The following is a 15,859-nucleotide window of genomic DNA, read 5'->3' as shown; positions in this document are numbered from 1 at the left end:
TATGTCCGCAAATCGTGCAATAATGAATATGCCGCTTGACATCAACGAGCGCTTTGGCAAACTCAAGCACGGTGTCTTCTTTCATCGCCAGCACATGAAATGCAAGGCGGGCAGCCGTTTTCGGGCCGATGCCGGGCAGTTTCATAAAACTGTCAATCAACTTCGATAGCGGTTCTGGATAATGCATACGCCCCCCCTAGAACAACCCTGGAATGTTAAGTCCTTTCGTAAACTGCCCCATCATTTCATTAGCCAACTCATCCGCTTTTTTCAACGCATCGTTTGTCGCTGCCAAAATCAAATCTTGCAGCATTTCAATATCGTCTGGGTCGACGACTTCCTCTTTAATTTTTACTTCCAAAATTTGTTTATGACCGTTAGCGACAACGGTCACCATGCCTCCGCCCGCCGTGCCTTCCACCGTTTTTTCCGCCAACTCTTCCTGCGCTTTTTGCATTTCTTTTTGCATTTTTTGCATTTGTTTTAACATTTTTTGCATATTGCCCATTCCGCCACGCATCATCTTGGCATCCTCCTTTAAACGGTTTATTCTTTAATTTCGATCAGCTCTTCGCCAAACAGCCGCTTCGCTTCGGCGATTAACGGATCTTCTTCGCTTTTTTCCACCATGGCGTCCTTATTGCGGATGAACTCTTCTCTTATTTTTCCCCATTCTCCCTCCGGAATGGCTACCATTTCAAAGCGGCGGTTTGTCAGCTCAAACAAAATCGCTTCGACGTTTTCTTTGACCGAACTTGTGGGATCGGTCGCCATTTTGCAGTGGATTTCGTATTTGAATTTTAATACAAACGCTGAGGCGCTCGCTGCAACCGGCTCGCTCTCTTGCAGCAAGGCAGCGTGCGACACTTTATGCTGCCGTTTCAACGTGTCGAGCACATCCGCCCAGCATCCTTTCACCAAAGCTAAATCTTCATGCGTCGCCTGTTTCAACAGCTCGTAAATGCGGCCAACCGGGGCTTTATATCCCCCCGTTTTCATCGGTTTGGACAGTTTTTTCACCGGCGCGGCGGTCGACGGAGGGGCAGGCGGTTGTTCCTTCAGGCGCCGCAATTCCGCCTCCAGCGTTTCAATCCGCTTTATCAACGGTTCCAACTCGGAAGCCGACAGCGACGGGGCGGCGGCTGATGGATGGCAAAGTTTCACAAGCGCCACTTCCAACAGAAGGCGCGGGTGGTTTGTCCACTTCATCTCTTGCTGGCTTTTGTTCAGCAACTCGATGGCCTCGTATAAATTGGAAACCGGAATCATTTCCGACAGTGAAGTGAACGCTTCGTCAACGACAGCAATTTGAATCGCTCCCTCCACATAGGGAGCGGTTTTGTACAGCAATAAATCGCGATAGTACAAAATCAAGTCTTCAACCAAACGATGCGGATCTTTCCCTTGCGCCATCATCGTTTCCAACTGCTGAAGAACCGCCGCTGTATCTTTGCGGTGGATGGCTTCGATGAAGCTCGATAAGGCGGCAAATGATGCAGCCCCGGTCATCGCCAGCACGTCGTCGAGCCGAAGTTTCCCGTCGCTGAACGAAATGGCTTGATCAAGCAAGCTGAGCGCATCGCGCATCCCCCCGTCTGCAGCACGGGCGATGGCGGACAATGCCTCATCGGACGCCTCGACACCTTGGGCGCTTGCGACATACTTTAGCCGTGAAACGATCGCCGGAAGCGGGATGCGGCGAAAATCGAACCGTTGGCAGCGGGAAATGATCGTCGTCGGAATTTTGTGCGGCTCGGTCGTGGCCAAAATGAAAATGACGTGTTTCGGCGGCTCCTCCAACGTTTTCAACAGCGCGTTAAACGCACCGATCGACAGCATATGCACCTCGTCAATGATATACACTTTGTAGCGGGCCGACGTCGGCGCAAATTTCACCTTCTCACGGATATCACGAATTTCATCGACGCGGTTGTTGGAAGCAGCGTCAATTTCCAGCACATCGGGAACCGTTCCATTCGTAATGCCGAGGCAAGCTGGACACTCATTGCATGGCTCCGCCGCTGGCGCCTGTTCACAGTTGACCGCCTTGGCGAAAATTTTCGCTGCGCTCGTTTTTCCTGTACCGCGCGGGCCGGAAAATAAGTAAGCGTGCGATATTTTATGTTGAAGCAGGGCGCTTTGCAACGTCTTGGTCACGTGTTCTTGGCCGACCATGTCCGCAAAGCGCTGCGGCCGAAACACGCGATATAACGCTTGGTATGCCACGGAAAACGGCCCTCCTCTTTCTCTTGTCCTATCTATTATATAACTTCCTATTGCAATTTGAAATAACAAAAAACCCACTCGCCATGAGTGGGTTTTGTTCCCTATCGCTATGTAAGGCCGTGCACCTTCTGTCGATTAGCTGCCCCGAGCGTTGCTCAAGCAGTTAGCTCAGCCCAGGCGTCCCCGCGGCACATGGGAGCATCCGCTTACTGCTGCTTCCTTCCGGACCTGACAGGGTTCACGGAATCCCATTGCGCGGGACCCAGACGTCAACACCACTTGCTTGAGACAGGCCTCGCAACAGACTAACCTCGAGAAGGAATTCAGCCTCGCTAGAGCGGATTGCGAGTACAGGGCACCGCTACCTCCCCGCTTAGCACGGCACTATCAGTATAGCTCGTTAGCGGAAAAAATGCAATGTCAATCGACGGAATTTTCGTTGGCACTCCCGCCAACATTTCTCTTTTGTTCGCGCAATCGTCGAAAAAATTGGCTCAACAGCGAACCGCACTCGTCAGCAAGCACCCCGCTTACCACCTTAACCTGATGGTTAAATCGGCTTTCCTGCAATAAGTTCATCAATGTCCCAGCGCACCCTCCCTTTGGGTCAAACGCGCCAAATACAACCCGTTCGATGCGGGAAAGAACAATGGCGCCTGCGCACATGGCGCACGGCTCAAGCGTTACGTACAACGTCGCCCGCTCAAGCCGCCATGAACCGGTTGCCCGGCATGCTTCATCGATTGCCAAAATTTCTGCATGAGCGATGGCGCGTTGTTCGGTTTCCCGCAAATTATGAGCGCGGGCGATGACGCGGCCGTCTTGAACGATGACAGCGCCGATCGGCACTTCGCCGATCTGCTCCGCTTTTTTTGCTTCTTCCATTGCCAATCGCATGTAGTACTCGTCGGTGTTCATCGTATACCCCTTCACACAAACGGTCATTTCTCCTTTCTTTTCATCATAGAATATGGAGAATAAAGACGCAACTAGGAGGTCAAGTATGCAAATCCACGTAGTGCAGAGTGGACAAACGTTAAGTGGAATTGCTGAGGCATACGGGACCACGGCGGAAGACATTGTCCGGGCCAACAAGCTTCCAAACCCTGATAAACTCGTTGTCGGTCAGGCGCTCGTGATCCCGATCGTCGGTCGTTTTTACTGGGTGCAGCGCGGCGACACGTTATGGTCGATTGCACGCCGATTTTCGATTCCGATGCAGCGGCTTGCCGAAGTGAATCGCCTCTCCTTAAACGCTCCGCTTAAGGTCGGGCAGCGGCTTTATATACCGCCCGGCGCCAAGCGAAGAGCGGAGTTTAACGCCTATATTGAACCGCGCGGCGCGACTGTCAGCCCAGCGCTGGAGGCGAGCGCTCGCGAAGCCGCTCCGTATTTGACTTATTTGAGTCCTTTTTATTTTGCGATCCGACGCGACGCGACATTGCAAGAGCCGCCGCTTGACGACTTTCCGGATATTGCCCGCGCCAACCGCGTCACGCTCGTTATGGTTGTCGCCAACATTGAAAACGGGCAGTTCAGCGACGAGCTCGGCGCGCTTATGTTAACAAACGAAACGCTGCAAAATCGTCTGCTCGACAACATTGTCGCGACCGCTAGACGGTATGGCTTCCGCGACATCCATTTTGATTTTGAATATTTGCGCCCGGAAGACCGTGAGGCGTATAATGCGTTTTTGCGCAAAGCGAAACGGCGGTTTGCACGAGAAGGGTGGATGATGTCGACCGCCTTGGCGCCGAAAACGAGCGCGACCCAGCGCGGACGTTGGTACGAAGCACACGACTACCGCGCCCATGGACAAATTGTCGACTTTGTCGTGATCATGACGTATGAATGGGGCTACAGCGGCGGGCCGCCGATGCCGGTGTCCCCGATCGGTCCGGTCCGCCGCGTTCTCGAGTACGCCATCTCTGAAATGCCAGCCGGAAAAATTTTGATGGGGCAAAACTTGTATGGCTACGACTGGACGCTGCCATATGTACCCGGCGGCCCGTACGCCCAGGCCATCAGCCCGCAGCAAGCCATCGCCCTCGCCGCAAAGTATAACGTTGCCATCGAATACGATACGGAGGCGCAGGCACCGCATTTTCGCTATCGCGACGAAAACGGACGCGAGCATGAAGTATGGTTTGAGGACGCCCGCTCCATTCAAGCAAAATTTAATCTCGTGAAGGAACTTGGTTTGCGCGGGGTCAGCTATTGGAAACTTGGCATTGATTTTCCACAAAACTGGCTGCTGATCGCTGATCAATTTACTGTTGTAAAAAAATAAAGGCATAAAAAACCCGCCGGTCAACGGCGGGTTTTTTTATGATGGGAAACGGCTTTCGGCGGTCAGCCGTTTCAGATGACAATCTCCTCTTATGCGCGTCAGTCCTCTTCATCATCGTCTTGGCCAAGAACAAGACTTCTTGTTCCTCATTGCCAACGTCATTCACTATAACACGGCAGTCGGGAAAAGTCAACCAACGATTTGCCTCAAGCACCTTTTTTTCAGCGAATGACGTCCCGATTCCCCATGTAAGGACGAAGCGCTTCCGGAACGATGACCGAGCCGTCTTCTTGCTGGTAGTTTTCCAAAATGGCGGCGACCGTCCGCCCAATGGCTAGCCCCGAACCGTTTAATGTATGCACGTACTCCGGTTTCGCTTTTGGATCCCGACGGAAGCGGATGTTGGCACGGCGCGCTTGAAACGCCTCAAAGTTGCTGCACGACGAAATTTCCCGGTACGTTCCGTAACTTGGCAGCCAAACTTCAATATCGTACGTTTTCGCCGCCGAGAATCCAAGGTCTCCGGTGCACAAGGCGACAACGCGGTACGGAAGCCCGAGCCGCTGCAAAATCGTTTCCGCCTGCCGTGTCAATTTTTCCAGTTCCTCGTATGAATCTTCCGGTTTGACAAACTTAACAAGCTCCACTTTGTTGAACTGATGCTGACGGATGAGCCCTCTTGTGTCGCGGCCGGCCGAACCAGCTTCAGCGCGGAAACAGGCGCTGTACGCTGCATAGTAAAGCGGCAAATCATCTGCAGATAAAATTTCATCGCGATGCAAGTTCGTCACCGGCACTTCCGCTGTCGGAATGAGAAAATAGTCTTCGCTGTCCAAATGAAACGCATCCTCGGCAAATTTCGGCAATTGCCCGGTTCCAATCATGCTTGCCCGGTTCACCAAATAGGGGGGCAGCACTTCTTCATAGCCGAATTCATCGAGATGGATGTCAAGCATAAAGTTGATTAACGCCCGCTCAAGCCGAGCGCCCAACCCTTTATAAAACACAAACCGGCTTCCTGCCACTTTAGCCGCCCGCTCAAAATCAAGCAGACCAAGCTGGTCGGCGATATCCCAATGCGGTTTCGGTTCAAACGAAAACGAACGCGGCTCCCCCCATCTCCGCACTTCGACATTGTCCTCTTCCGACTGGCCGACCGGTACGGATTCATGCGGAATATTTGGAATCGATAACAACAGGGCGTTGAGTTCCTCTTCCAGTTGGCGAATGTGCTCATCCATTTGCTTAATGCGGTCGCCGACTTCGCGCATTTGGACGATCAGCGGCTCCGCATCCTTTTTCTCGCGCTTTAGGACAGCGATTTGCTGCGACACATCATTGCGTTTGCTTTTTAGCTCTTCCACCTCAGCAATCAAACGGCGGCGTTCTTTGTCCAACTGTTCAAACCGGTCGATGTTCGCCAAATCTCCGCCGCGCTGCATTAGTTTTTCTTTCACTTCTTCAAACTGGGCGCGCAATATTTTCACATCCAGCATGGCTTTTACCTCCTTTTCCATTCAATATTATACATAAAAAAGCCCCCGTCCCCAAAAGGGACGGGAGCGACCCCGCGGTGCCACCCTTATTGAAGGTTTGCGATGCCTTCCCTTTTTGCCGTTCACGGCGGCTGCCGAAAACGCCTACTGACCCGCTTTGGCGTTCAACGTTTTGCTCGAGGATGGATTCACAGGCGCTTCCTGCCGGTTTGCACCACCCACCGGCTCTCTGAAAGAAAGGGGGTCTGCTGCTTGTTCCTCTCATCGCTTTCGCTTGATCACTTTACTTAAGGCTTGACGTCATTTTCGCTTCTTTGACCATGTTGAGAAAGTATTGCATCAATCGATGATCGTCGGTCAGCTCTGGATGGAACGAGCAACCAAGAAACTGGCCTTGCCGGGCCGCGACAATGCGGTCATTGTATGTCGCGAGGACATCGACCCCGTCGCCGACCTCGACAATGTGCGGAGCACGGATGAAGACGCCGACAAACCCGTCGCCAACCCCCTTGATCGACAGCTCCGCCTCAAAGCTTTCCCGCTGCCGCCCAAACGAGTTCCGCTCGACCGTAATATCCATCAGGCCTAAGTGCGGCTCATCATACCCGACGATTCGTTTCGCCAGCAAAATGAGCCCGGCGCATGTCCCAAACATCGGCTTGCCATCAGCGGCAAATTGCTTGAGCGGCTCCATCAGCCCATAGCGGTCGATGAGCCGCCGCATTGTTGTGCTTTCGCCGCCCGGGAGCACGAGTCCGTCGAGTCCCGAAAGCTGCTCCGGTTTCTTCACGACGACCGCCTCGGCGCCGCACGCCTCGATGGCGCGGACATGTTCCTGCACAGCTCCTTGCAGTCCAAGTACACCTATTTTCATTGTGATCTTGCTCCTTTGTCCGGCTTACCAGCCTCGTTCTTGCATCCGATGCTCCGGCAACAATGTCGCGACATCGATGCCGCGCATTGCGCCGCCCAGCCCTTTCGATAGATGGGCGATCAGCTCATAGTCTTCATAATGAGTCGTCGCTTCAACGATCGCACGAGCGTATTTTTCCGGATTTTCCGATTTAAAAATGCCCGAACCGACGAAGACACCGTCGGCGCCTAAGTGCATCATGAGCGCGGCGTCAGCTGGTGTCGCGACACCGCCAGCGGCAAAGTTGACGACCGGCAGGCGGCCAAGCCGTTTGATTTCACGCAGCACTTCAACCGGAGCCCCAAGCTGTTTCGCCTCGGCGACAAGTTCGTCTTCGCTCATGCTGACAACTTTGCGGATTTGCGCGTTGACTTTGCGCATATGGCGAACGGCCTCGACGATGTTTCCTGTCCCTGGCTCCCCTTTTGTCCGCAACATCGATGCCCCTTCAGCAATGCGGCGGGCGGCCTCTCCTAAGTCGCGGCAACCGCATACAAATGGGACCGTAAACTGCCGTTTGTCAATATGGAACTCTTCATCAGCCGGCGTCAATACTTCACTTTCGTCAATATAGTCGACGCCGAGCGCCTCAAGGACGCGCGCTTCCACATAATGCCCGATGCGCACTTTTGCCATGACTGGGATTGATACAGCGTTCATCACTTCTTCAATGATCGTCGGATCAGCCATGCGCGCGACACCGCCAGCGGCGCGAATGTCTGCCGGGACGCGCTCGAGCGCCATGACTGCGACAGCCCCTGCCGCCTCAGCAATCTTCGCTTGCTCCGCATTGACGACGTCCATAATGACGCCGCCTTTTTGCATTTCCGCCATGCCGCGTTTGACGCGGTCTGTACCTGTCAATGCCAACGTTGATTCCCCCTGTTCCTATCCTTATGCTTTGCTATATACGCAAAAGGATGATTCCACTGTTTTATTTTACCTCAATTTTTACAAAAATCACAATGGAAAAAAGCTCCCCATCAAGGGGAGTCGATTTTACAGCCAGCCTTTCACTGTTTTGGCGACGCTTGTCCATAAATCAACAAACAGTCCGCCGACCGCGCGCATCGAAAGAACAAACCAATTGGCTTTTTCGACTTCAGCTGTTGTGACAAGCGGCACACGGATGTTTTTTTGCATGTCTGGGCTTAAGAAGGCAAGGGAGTCGTCCCCTTTATATTCGAGCGTCATATATCCAACCGTTTCCCCTTTTTTCAAAGGGGCGACTAGCTTTCCTTCTTTTGTCATTTTTTTCTTGTCCAACACATATACAGGTTTGTATTGTTTTTCCTCGCCGTTTTTCACAAGCAGATCCAGATTCTTTCCTGTCGCGACACGAACCTCTTTTTCTTTCCCTTTCACGACCGGAAGTGTTTCTTTTCCTTTCAGCTGGTACCCTTTTGGATAAAGCGTCTCGAGGGAGTATTGGTTGAATCCGTAGTTAAATAGTTTTTCTGTCTCTTTAAAGCGCGCCTCTTTTGTTGTTTTCCCACTCGCATCTTTCGCGTTCATGACAACCGAAATCAAGCGGACGCCGTTTCGTTTCGCCGTCCCGGTGAAACAGTTGCCGGCAAATTCCGTATAGCCGGTTTTCAACCCGTCTACACCTTCGTATCCGTACACAAGCCCAGGCAGCATCCAATTCCAGTTGTCCATTTTGATTTCATCTTTTGTTCCTTCCCGGAATACTTTATGAGGAATGCTCGCTGTTTTCAGCACTTCGGGATGATCTTTCAGCAACCGGTAGGCAAGCATCGCCATCGCACGTGCGGACATGACGTTTTCCTCATTTGTGCTTGTCCCTTCCGGATGGAATCCTTTTAAATCCTTATTGCTCAACCCTGTGGCATTGACAAACTTATAATCTTTCAGCCCAAGCTCTTTCGCTTTGTCGTTCATCATTTTCACAAAATTTTTCTCCGATCCAGCGATGATCTCAGCAATTGCGACCGTTGCCCCGTTCGCCGAATAAATGGCCATTGCCTCGTACAGCTCACGCACCGTATACTTGCCATCTTTTCGCAACGGGACATTGGACAGCGCCCGGTCTTGCGACAGCCGGTACACGTAATCGCTTGGCGTGTACATTTGATCCCATTTGACGCGCTTCGCCTTAATGGCGTCAAGAAGCAAATACTCGGTCATCATTTTCGTCATGCTGGCAATCCCAAGCACCGTATCGATATTTTTTTCATACAAAATTCTTCCCGTTTGTGCATCCACTAAAATCGCAGCGTCCGCCCGGATGTCAAGCGGGGCGCTTTCCGCCTTCACCGTCTGTTGAAACGGACCAAACGTTAAACAAAGGCAAATCGACAGCAACCAAAACAACCAGTTTTGTTTTCTCCTCCTCACAATGACACCCTCCTCACACAACCGTTATTGTAACATACCGTCGGCCAAAAAAATAGACGGAGGACATGTCTCCGTCAAAGTTGAGCCGATCGGCGCAACTCCGATCAAAAAGCAGAGTAGTTCGGCGCTTCTTTCGTAATTTGCACGTCATGCGGATGGCTTTCACGAAGCCCCGCGCTCGTCATGCGGATAAACTGCGTTTTTTCGCGCAGCTCTTCCAAATTGCGGGTTCCACAATAACCCATGCCGGCGCGCAACCCACCGACAAGCTGATAAATCGTGTCGGCAAGCGGCCCTTTGTATGGAACGCGTCCCTCGATGCCTTCCGGGACAAACTTTTTCGCATCTTCTTGAAAATAGCGGTCTTTGCTGCCGCGCTCCATGGCTGCGACCGATCCCATGCCCCGGTACACCTTAAAGCGGCGGCCTTGGTAAATTTCCGTCTCACCCGGGCTTTCGGAAACACCAGCAAGCAAGCTGCCGAGCATAACCGCATGCGCCCCAGCCGCGATCGCCTTCACAATGTCGCCGGAATATTTGATCCCGCCGTCAGCGATGACCGGGACGCCATGTTTGCGCGCCTCAGTCGCACAGTCGTAGATCGCCGTAATTTGCGGCACACCAACCCCGGCGACAACCCGGGTCGTGCAGATGGACCCCGGACCGATTCCGACTTTAATAATGTTCGCCCCAGCCTCAATCAAGTCGCGCGTCCCTTCAGCTGTCGCGACATTGCCGGCGATGATGTTCAAGTCCGGGTATTGGCGTCGGATGTTGGCCACCGTCTCTAGGACGCCTTTCGAATGGCCGTGCGCCGTGTCAACGACAATGACATCAACCCCTGCCTCAACAAGCTTTTTGACGCGAATCATCGTGTCCGCCGTCACCCCGACGGCCGCCCCGACAATCAGCCTCCCTTTCGCATCTTTCGCCGAATTCGGGAACTCAATGACCTTTTCAATATCCTTGATCGTAATTAATCCCTTCAGCACACCGTTTTCATCAACAAGAGGCAGTTTTTCGACCTTGTGTCGCTGCAAAATTTTCTCTGCTTCCTCCAACGTTGTCCCCACCGGAGCAGTGATCAAGTTTTCCTTCGTCATTACCTCGGAAATTTTAATCGAATAGTCTTGAATGAAACGCAAGTCACGGTTCGTAATAATGCCGACCAATTTTTGCTCCTCGGGGTTGTTGACGATCGGCACCCCCGAGATCCGATATTTACTCATTAAGTGTTCTGCATCATACACTTGATGATCCGGCGTTAGGAAAAACGGGTCCGTAATGACGCCTCGTTCCGACCGTTTCACCTTGTCGACCTGCTCGGCCTGCTGTTCGATCGACATATTTTTGTGAATGATGCCAAGGCCTCCCTGACGCGCCATCGCAATTGCCATCTCCGCTTCGGTGACCGTATCCATCCCAGCGCTGAGAATCGGGATGTTCAACTGCAGCGTATCGCTCAACTTCGTGGTTACATCAACATCGCGCGGCAATACGTCCGACTTCGCTGGGATGAGAAGAACGTCATCAAACGTCAATCCTTCCTTGGCGAATTTCGCTTCCCACATGTTTTCTCCCCCTTGTCCGGAAATATTATTAGTAGCTTAACAACTGGTTAAACTACTGTCAAGGAATCAAGAAAATGTCCAACTTTTCAGTTATTTCAAGACAATTCTATGTAAGGGGGGTAAAAATGTTCGGAAATCACGGTCAACTGTTTCGCCTTTCTGTTTTCCGCTCGGCCGATACTGCGCAGCAATTTTTGCGGCAATGCTATCAACAGCTGCAGCGGGATGACGCCGTCCAACGCAGTTATGCAAACTGTTACCCATTTTTATATTATCTGGAACACGGGCAAAACTTTTACGCCGCTGCCCAGCAGGCGCCGCTGTCCATCAAGCCAGTTCTCTTGTTTTACGGCATGGTGCAGCTCTTAAAAGCATGCCTGCTCACTGTCGACCCCGACTACCCGGAATCAACATCGGTCTTGGCCCATGGTGTATCAGCAAGAAAACGAAAAAAACAGGGCTACGAATTTTTAGATGATGAAGTGAAAATACAAAAAAACGGTTTATTCGCACATTTTTCTGAAAAAATGTTTCATGTGAAACAAGAAGCTGGGGAAAAATTTCGCATGGGCACGCTGTTGCAACGAATTGGCGAGTTGCATGAAACGTTTTTTCTTCTAAGCGGGCGAAAAAAACCGTTATCCTTGCCTGTTGTACATACTGCTTCGCCGCCGATGCTCGCCATCCCAAAAGTGATTTTGGACCACTACCATATGTCGTTGTCCCGCTTTGTCCAATATCTCTGTGAAGAAGGACAAGGAAAGCGGCTTTCGTTCGCCAAAGAAGAAGGAGAATTTCTGTATTTTCATATAGAATCGCCGCTGTCGCCGGCCGGAGAAGGTCCGTTTTTATTCCATCTTGACGGTACACTCCGAATTCCAGTCAAGAAAGAGAAAACATTCTCTCTTCCAGAAATACACGCCCATTACTTGTTGCTGTATAACTTGAGCATGATTTCGCGCTATGAGACGGAATGGTGGAGCGAGCTTCTCCATTCTTACCCAAGCAAGGCATACACTTTTATTCTTGAGTTTCTCTCCGTGTCGGCGGAAAAAGTGCCGTTGCTGCTTCATGAATACTTAATGCGGAAATTTTTGGGTTGAATCAAATCAAAAATCCCCTGCTGTATATACAGCAGGGGATTTTCGCCTAGCAACGACCTACTCTTGCAGGGGCGCTGGCCCCAACTACCATCGGCGCTGGAGGGCTTAACTTCCGTGTTCGGGATGGGAACGGGTGTTTCCCCTCCGCCATAGCCACTAGGCAATGATGATCATCTTGGACAGTAATTATTATATCCATCCTGTTGGATTTGTCAACAGGATGTTCATTCCCTCAAAACTAGATAACCGTTGGAAGAAGCCGCTCGCCTGCGCTTTTCGCATTGTCCAGCTCCGGCTCGCCGCCGCTCGGGGTCAAATAACCTTCGCCTTCGGGATCGGAAATCCCTGCAGGCGAAGAACATTTGCCCGTCGCGGCGACCCGCTCGCCTGCGCTTTTCTTGGTTAAGCCCTCGATCGATTAGTATCCGTCAGCTCCACGTGTCGCCACGCTTCCACCTCGGACCTATCGACCTCGTCATCTTCGAGGGATCTTACCCGCTTTGCGCGGTGGGAAATCTCATCTTGAGGGGGGCTTCACGCTTAGATGCTTTCAGCGCTTATCCCGTCCGCACATAGCTACCCAGCGGTGCCCCTGGCGGGACAACTGGTACACCAGCGGTGCGTCCATCCCGGTCCTCTCGTACTAAGGACAGCTCCTCTCAAATTTCCTCCGCCCGCGACGGATAGGGACCGAACTGTCTCACGACGTTCTGAACCCAGCTCGCGTACCGCTTTAATGGGCGAACAGCCCAACCCTTGGGACCGACTACAGCCCCAGGATGCGATGAGCCGACATCGAGGTGCCAAACCTCCCCGTCGATGTGGACTCTTGGGGGAGATCAGCCTGTTATCCCCGGGGTAGCTTTTATCCGTTGAGCGATGGCCCTTCCATGCGGAACCACCGGATCACTAAGCCCGACTTTCGTCCCTGCTCGACCTGTCCGTCTCGCAGTCAAGCTCCCTTGTGCCTTTGCACTCTCCGAATGATTTCCAACCATTCTGAGGGAACCTTTGGGCGCCTCCGTTACCTTTTGGGAGGCGACCGCCCCAGTCAAACTGCCCACCTGACACTGTCTCCCACCCCGCTAAGGGGTGCGGGTTAGAATTTCAATACCGCCAGGGTGGTATCCCACCGTCGCCTCCACCGAAGCTGGCGCTCCGGCTTCCCAGGCTCCCACCTATCCTGTACAAGCGATACCAAAATTCCATATCAGGCTGCAGTAAAGCTCCACGGGGTCTTTCCGTCCTGTCGCGGGTAACCTGCATCTTCACAGGTAGTATAATTTCACCGGGTCTCTCGTTGAGACAGCGCCCAAGTCGTTACACCTTTCGTGCGGGTCGGAACTTACCCGACAAGGAATTTCGCTACCTTAGGACCGTTATAGTTACGGCCGCCGTTTACTGGGGCTTCGGTTCGCACCTTCGCTTCCGCTAAGCGCTCCCCTTAACCTTCCAGCACCGGGCAGGTGTCAGCCCCTATACGTCGCCTTTCGGCTTCGCAGAGACCTGTGTTTTTGATAAACAGTCGCTTGGGCCTTTTCACTGCGGCTCTTCAGGGCTCTTCACCCCAAAGAGCACCCCTTCTCCCGAAGTTACGGGGTCATTTTGCCGAGTTCCTTAACGAGAGTTCTCCCGCGCGCCTTAGGATTCTCTCCTCGCCTACCTGTGTCGGTTTGCGGTACGGGCACCTCTTCCCTCGCTAGAGGCTTTTCTTGGCAGTGTGAAATCGGGGACTTCCGGATCACTCCGTCGCCGTCACCGCTTAGCCTTATGATCCGCGGATTTGCCTGCGGATCAGCCTCACGGCTTGGACAGGCTCTTCCAGCCGCCTGCTCGCCCTATCCTCCTGCGTCCCCCCATCGCTCAAACGGGAAGAAGGTGGTACAGGAATCTCAACCTGTTGTCCATCACCTACGCCTTTCGGCCTCGGCTTAGGTCCCGACTAACCCTGAGCGGACGAACCTTCCTCAGGAACCCTTAGGCTTTCGGCGCAGAGGATTCTCACCTCTGTTTTCGCTACTCATACCGGCATTCTCACTTCTAAGCGCTCCACCAGTCCTTCCGGTCTGGCTTCTCTGCCCTTAGAACGCTCCCCTACCGATGACCAACGGTCATCCCGCAGCTTCGGCGGCACGTTTAGCCCCGGTACATTTTCGGCGCAGAGTCACTCGACCAGTGAGCTATTACGCACTCTTTAAATGGTGGCTGCTTCTAAGCCAACATCCTGGTTGTCTCGGCAACTCCACATCCTTTTCCACTGAACGTGCACTTCGGGGCCTTAGCTGGCGGTCTGGGCTGTTCCCCTCTCGACCACGGATCTTATCACTCGCAGTCTGACTCCCGGGCATAAGTCGTTGGCATTCGGAGTTTGACTGGGTTCGGTAACCCGTTTGGGGCCCCTAGCCCAATCAGTGCTCTACCTCCAAGACTCTCAAACCCGAGGCTAGCCCTAAAGCTATTTCGGGGAGAACCAGCTATCTCCAAGTTCGATTGGCATTTCACCCCTACCCACACCTCATCCCCGCACTTTTCAACGTTCGTGGGTTCGGGCCTCCAGCCGGTGTTACCCGGCCTTCACCCTGGACATGGGTAGATCACCTGGTTTCGGGTCGACGACGACGTACTCACACGCCCTGTTCAGACTCGCTTTCGCTGCGGCTCCGCCTCTTCGGCTTAACCTCGCACGCCATCGTCACTCGCCGGTTCATTCTACAAAAGGCACGCCATCACCCATCAACGGGCTCTGACTACTTGTAGGCACACGGTTTCAGGTTCTCTTTCACTCCCCTCCCGGGGTGCTTTTCACCTTTCCCTCACGGTACTGGTGCACTATCGGTCACTAGGGAGTATTTAGCCTTGGGAGATGGTCCTCCCTGCTTCCGACGGGATTCCTCGTGTCCCGCCGTACTCAGGATCCGCTCGGGAGGGAACGAAGTTTCGACTACAGGGCTCTCACCTTCTCTGGCCGGCCGTTCCAGACCGGTTCGTCTACCCCGTCCCTTTCTCACTCCCATCGTGAGCGGTCCTACAACCCCAAGAGGACACGCCTCTTGGTTTGGGCTGTTCCCGTTTCGCTCGCCGCTACTCAGGGAATCGCGGTTGCTTTCTTCTCCTCCGGGTACTAAGATGTTTCAGTTCCCCGGGTGTGCCCTCCATGCCCTATGGATTCAGGCATGGATACTGCCCCATTACGGACAGTGGGTTCCCCCATTCGGACATCTCCGGATCAACGCTTGCTTACAGCTCCCCGAAGCGTTTCGGCGTTTGCCCCGTCCTTCATCGGCTCCTAGTGCCAAGGCATCCACCGTGCGCCCTTTCCAGCTTAACCTATTGCGCTCTCGGCTTCTTCCTTTGCTTTATCGGTTATCTAGTTTTCAAGGAACGAAGCTGCTGCCTTGAGTCTGCTTCTTTGCAGCTTTGCGCCGAGGAATCCAGCTTCTCTGAATTCACTTGTAGACGCAAAGCGACTTCTTTGAACAAACTTCCTTGCGGCTTTGTGCCGAGGAATCTTGCTCCCTGAACCTGCTAGCAGACGCAGGCACAGACGCAAAGTAGCTCCTTTGAATTCGCTTCTTCGCTGGTTTGCGTCGAGGAATTCGGCTTCTCCGAATCCGCTTGTAGACGCAGACGCAAAGCAACTACGTTGAAACCTCTTACCTTGATATGGTGGAGCCTATCGGGATCGAACCGATGACCTCCTGCTTGCAAAGCAGGCGCTCTCCCAGCTGAGCTAAGGCCCCATCCAATGGGCCTAAGTGGACTTGAACCACCGACCTCACGCTTATCAGGCGTGCGCTCTGACCAGCTGAGCTATAGGCCCATATACACATTGCAAGGAACAATAAGTTCCCTCAAAACTAAACAAAACAGCAAGCGTCATTATAATCAAACCATTCGATTTT

11 protein-coding genes, 2 tRNA genes, 2 rRNA genes, 1 other RNA gene and 1 other annotated feature (1 of these 17 only partly in view) are annotated in these 15,859 nt (G+C 52.9%); of the genes, 2 read left to right on the top strand and 14 right to left on the bottom strand.

Annotation, left to right across the window (positions count from 1 at the left end; all coding sequences use genetic code 11):
• The 5 genes from recR to tadA form a co-directional block, all read right to left on the bottom strand.
• Positions 1–187, bottom strand: partial view of a recombination mediator RecR gene (recR, locus tag DI44_RS15675; RefSeq protein WP_011229535.1) — the start only. Its footprint begins 410 nt before the window's first position; only the first 187 of its 597 coding nucleotides appear in the window; the start codon lies at positions 185–187; the stop codon falls past the left edge of the window.
• A 9-nt stretch (positions 188–196) separates the two neighbouring features.
• Positions 197–523 carry a YbaB/EbfC family nucleoid-associated protein gene (locus DI44_RS15680; protein WP_011229534.1) on the bottom strand — a complete coding sequence of 109 codons (327 nt, stop codon included), beginning with the start codon at positions 521–523 and terminating at the stop codon, positions 197–199.
• Between the two features lie 23 nt (positions 524–546).
• Positions 547–2,226: a DNA polymerase III subunit gamma/tau gene (dnaX, locus tag DI44_RS15685; protein WP_011229533.1), complete on the bottom strand. Its 1,680-nt coding sequence runs from the start codon at positions 2,224–2,226 to the stop codon at positions 547–549.
• A gap of 117 nt (positions 2,227–2,343) precedes the next feature.
• Positions 2,344–2,608: signal recognition particle sRNA large type (gene ffs, locus DI44_RS17650), an RNA gene on the bottom strand.
• 38 nt (positions 2,609–2,646) lie between these two features.
• Positions 2,647–3,144 (bottom strand): tRNA adenosine(34) deaminase TadA, encoded by a 498-nt coding sequence (tadA, locus tag DI44_RS15690; protein WP_011229532.1) that lies wholly within the window; start codon positions 3,142–3,144, stop codon positions 2,647–2,649.
• 85 nt (positions 3,145–3,229) lie between these two features.
• On the opposite strand from tadA, the gene DI44_RS15695 reads away from it, so the two are divergent.
• Entirely contained in the window at positions 3,230–4,516 is a 1,287-nt protein-coding gene (locus tag DI44_RS15695) for a glycoside hydrolase family 18 protein (protein WP_014194557.1), read from the top strand.
• Positions 4,517–4,737: 221 nt separating this feature from the next.
• On the opposite strand, the gene serS is transcribed toward DI44_RS15695, so the two are convergent.
• The 5 genes from serS to guaB form a co-directional block, all read right to left on the bottom strand.
• On the bottom strand, positions 4,738–6,012 hold the full coding sequence (gene serS, locus DI44_RS15705; RefSeq protein WP_033024490.1) for a serine--tRNA ligase: 1,275 nt from the start codon (positions 6,010–6,012) through the stop codon (positions 4,738–4,740).
• 53 nt (positions 6,013–6,065) lie between these two features.
• Positions 6,066–6,286 (bottom strand) — a binding site (T-box leader).
• 9 nt (positions 6,287–6,295) lie between these two features.
• On the bottom strand, positions 6,296–6,886 hold the full coding sequence (pdxT, locus tag DI44_RS15710) for a pyridoxal 5'-phosphate synthase glutaminase subunit PdxT (protein ID WP_033024489.1): 591 nt from the start codon (positions 6,884–6,886) through the stop codon (positions 6,296–6,298).
• A 24-nt stretch (positions 6,887–6,910) separates the two neighbouring features.
• On the bottom strand, positions 6,911–7,795 hold the full coding sequence (gene pdxS / locus DI44_RS15715) for a pyridoxal 5'-phosphate synthase lyase subunit PdxS (RefSeq protein WP_033008824.1): 885 nt from the start codon (positions 7,793–7,795) through the stop codon (positions 6,911–6,913).
• A gap of 129 nt (positions 7,796–7,924) precedes the next feature.
• Positions 7,925–9,283 carry a serine hydrolase gene (locus DI44_RS15720; RefSeq protein WP_011229526.1) on the bottom strand — a complete coding sequence of 453 codons (1,359 nt, stop codon included), beginning with the start codon at positions 9,281–9,283 and terminating at the stop codon, positions 7,925–7,927.
• Between the two features lie 104 nt (positions 9,284–9,387).
• Positions 9,388–10,854, bottom strand: coding sequence for an IMP dehydrogenase (gene guaB, locus DI44_RS15725; RefSeq protein WP_033024488.1), 1,467 nt, complete (start codon positions 10,852–10,854; stop codon positions 9,388–9,390).
• 125 nt (positions 10,855–10,979) lie between these two features.
• Between guaB and DI44_RS15730 the strand changes: the two genes are divergently transcribed.
• Positions 10,980–11,957, top strand: coding sequence for a YaaC family protein (locus DI44_RS15730; RefSeq protein ID WP_012820422.1), 978 nt, complete (start codon positions 10,980–10,982; stop codon positions 11,955–11,957).
• Positions 11,958–12,001: 44 nt separating this feature from the next.
• On the opposite strand, the gene rrf is transcribed toward DI44_RS15730, so the two are convergent.
• The 4 genes from rrf to DI44_RS15750 all read right to left on the bottom strand — a co-directional run bounded on the left by rrf (position 12,002) and on the right by DI44_RS15750 (position 15,777).
• Positions 12,002–12,118 (bottom strand): 5S ribosomal RNA (gene rrf / locus DI44_RS15735).
• Positions 12,119–12,355: 237 nt separating this feature from the next.
• Positions 12,356–15,285, bottom strand: a 23S ribosomal RNA gene (locus DI44_RS15740).
• Positions 15,286–15,621: 336 nt separating this feature from the next.
• Positions 15,622–15,697: transfer RNA gene (locus tag DI44_RS15745), tRNA-Ala, on the bottom strand.
• 6 nt (positions 15,698–15,703) lie between these two features.
• A tRNA-Ile gene (locus DI44_RS15750) sits at positions 15,704–15,777 on the bottom strand.
• Between the last annotated feature and the right edge of the window lie 82 nt (positions 15,778–15,859).

The sequence above is a fragment of the Geobacillus sp. CAMR5420 genome, from assembly GCF_000691465.1.
GTDB lineage: Bacteria > Bacillota > Bacilli > Bacillales > Anoxybacillaceae > Geobacillus > Geobacillus thermoleovorans.
Note: the sequence above shows the minus strand (reverse complement) of the source record. Positions and strands in the feature narration are given on the sequence as shown.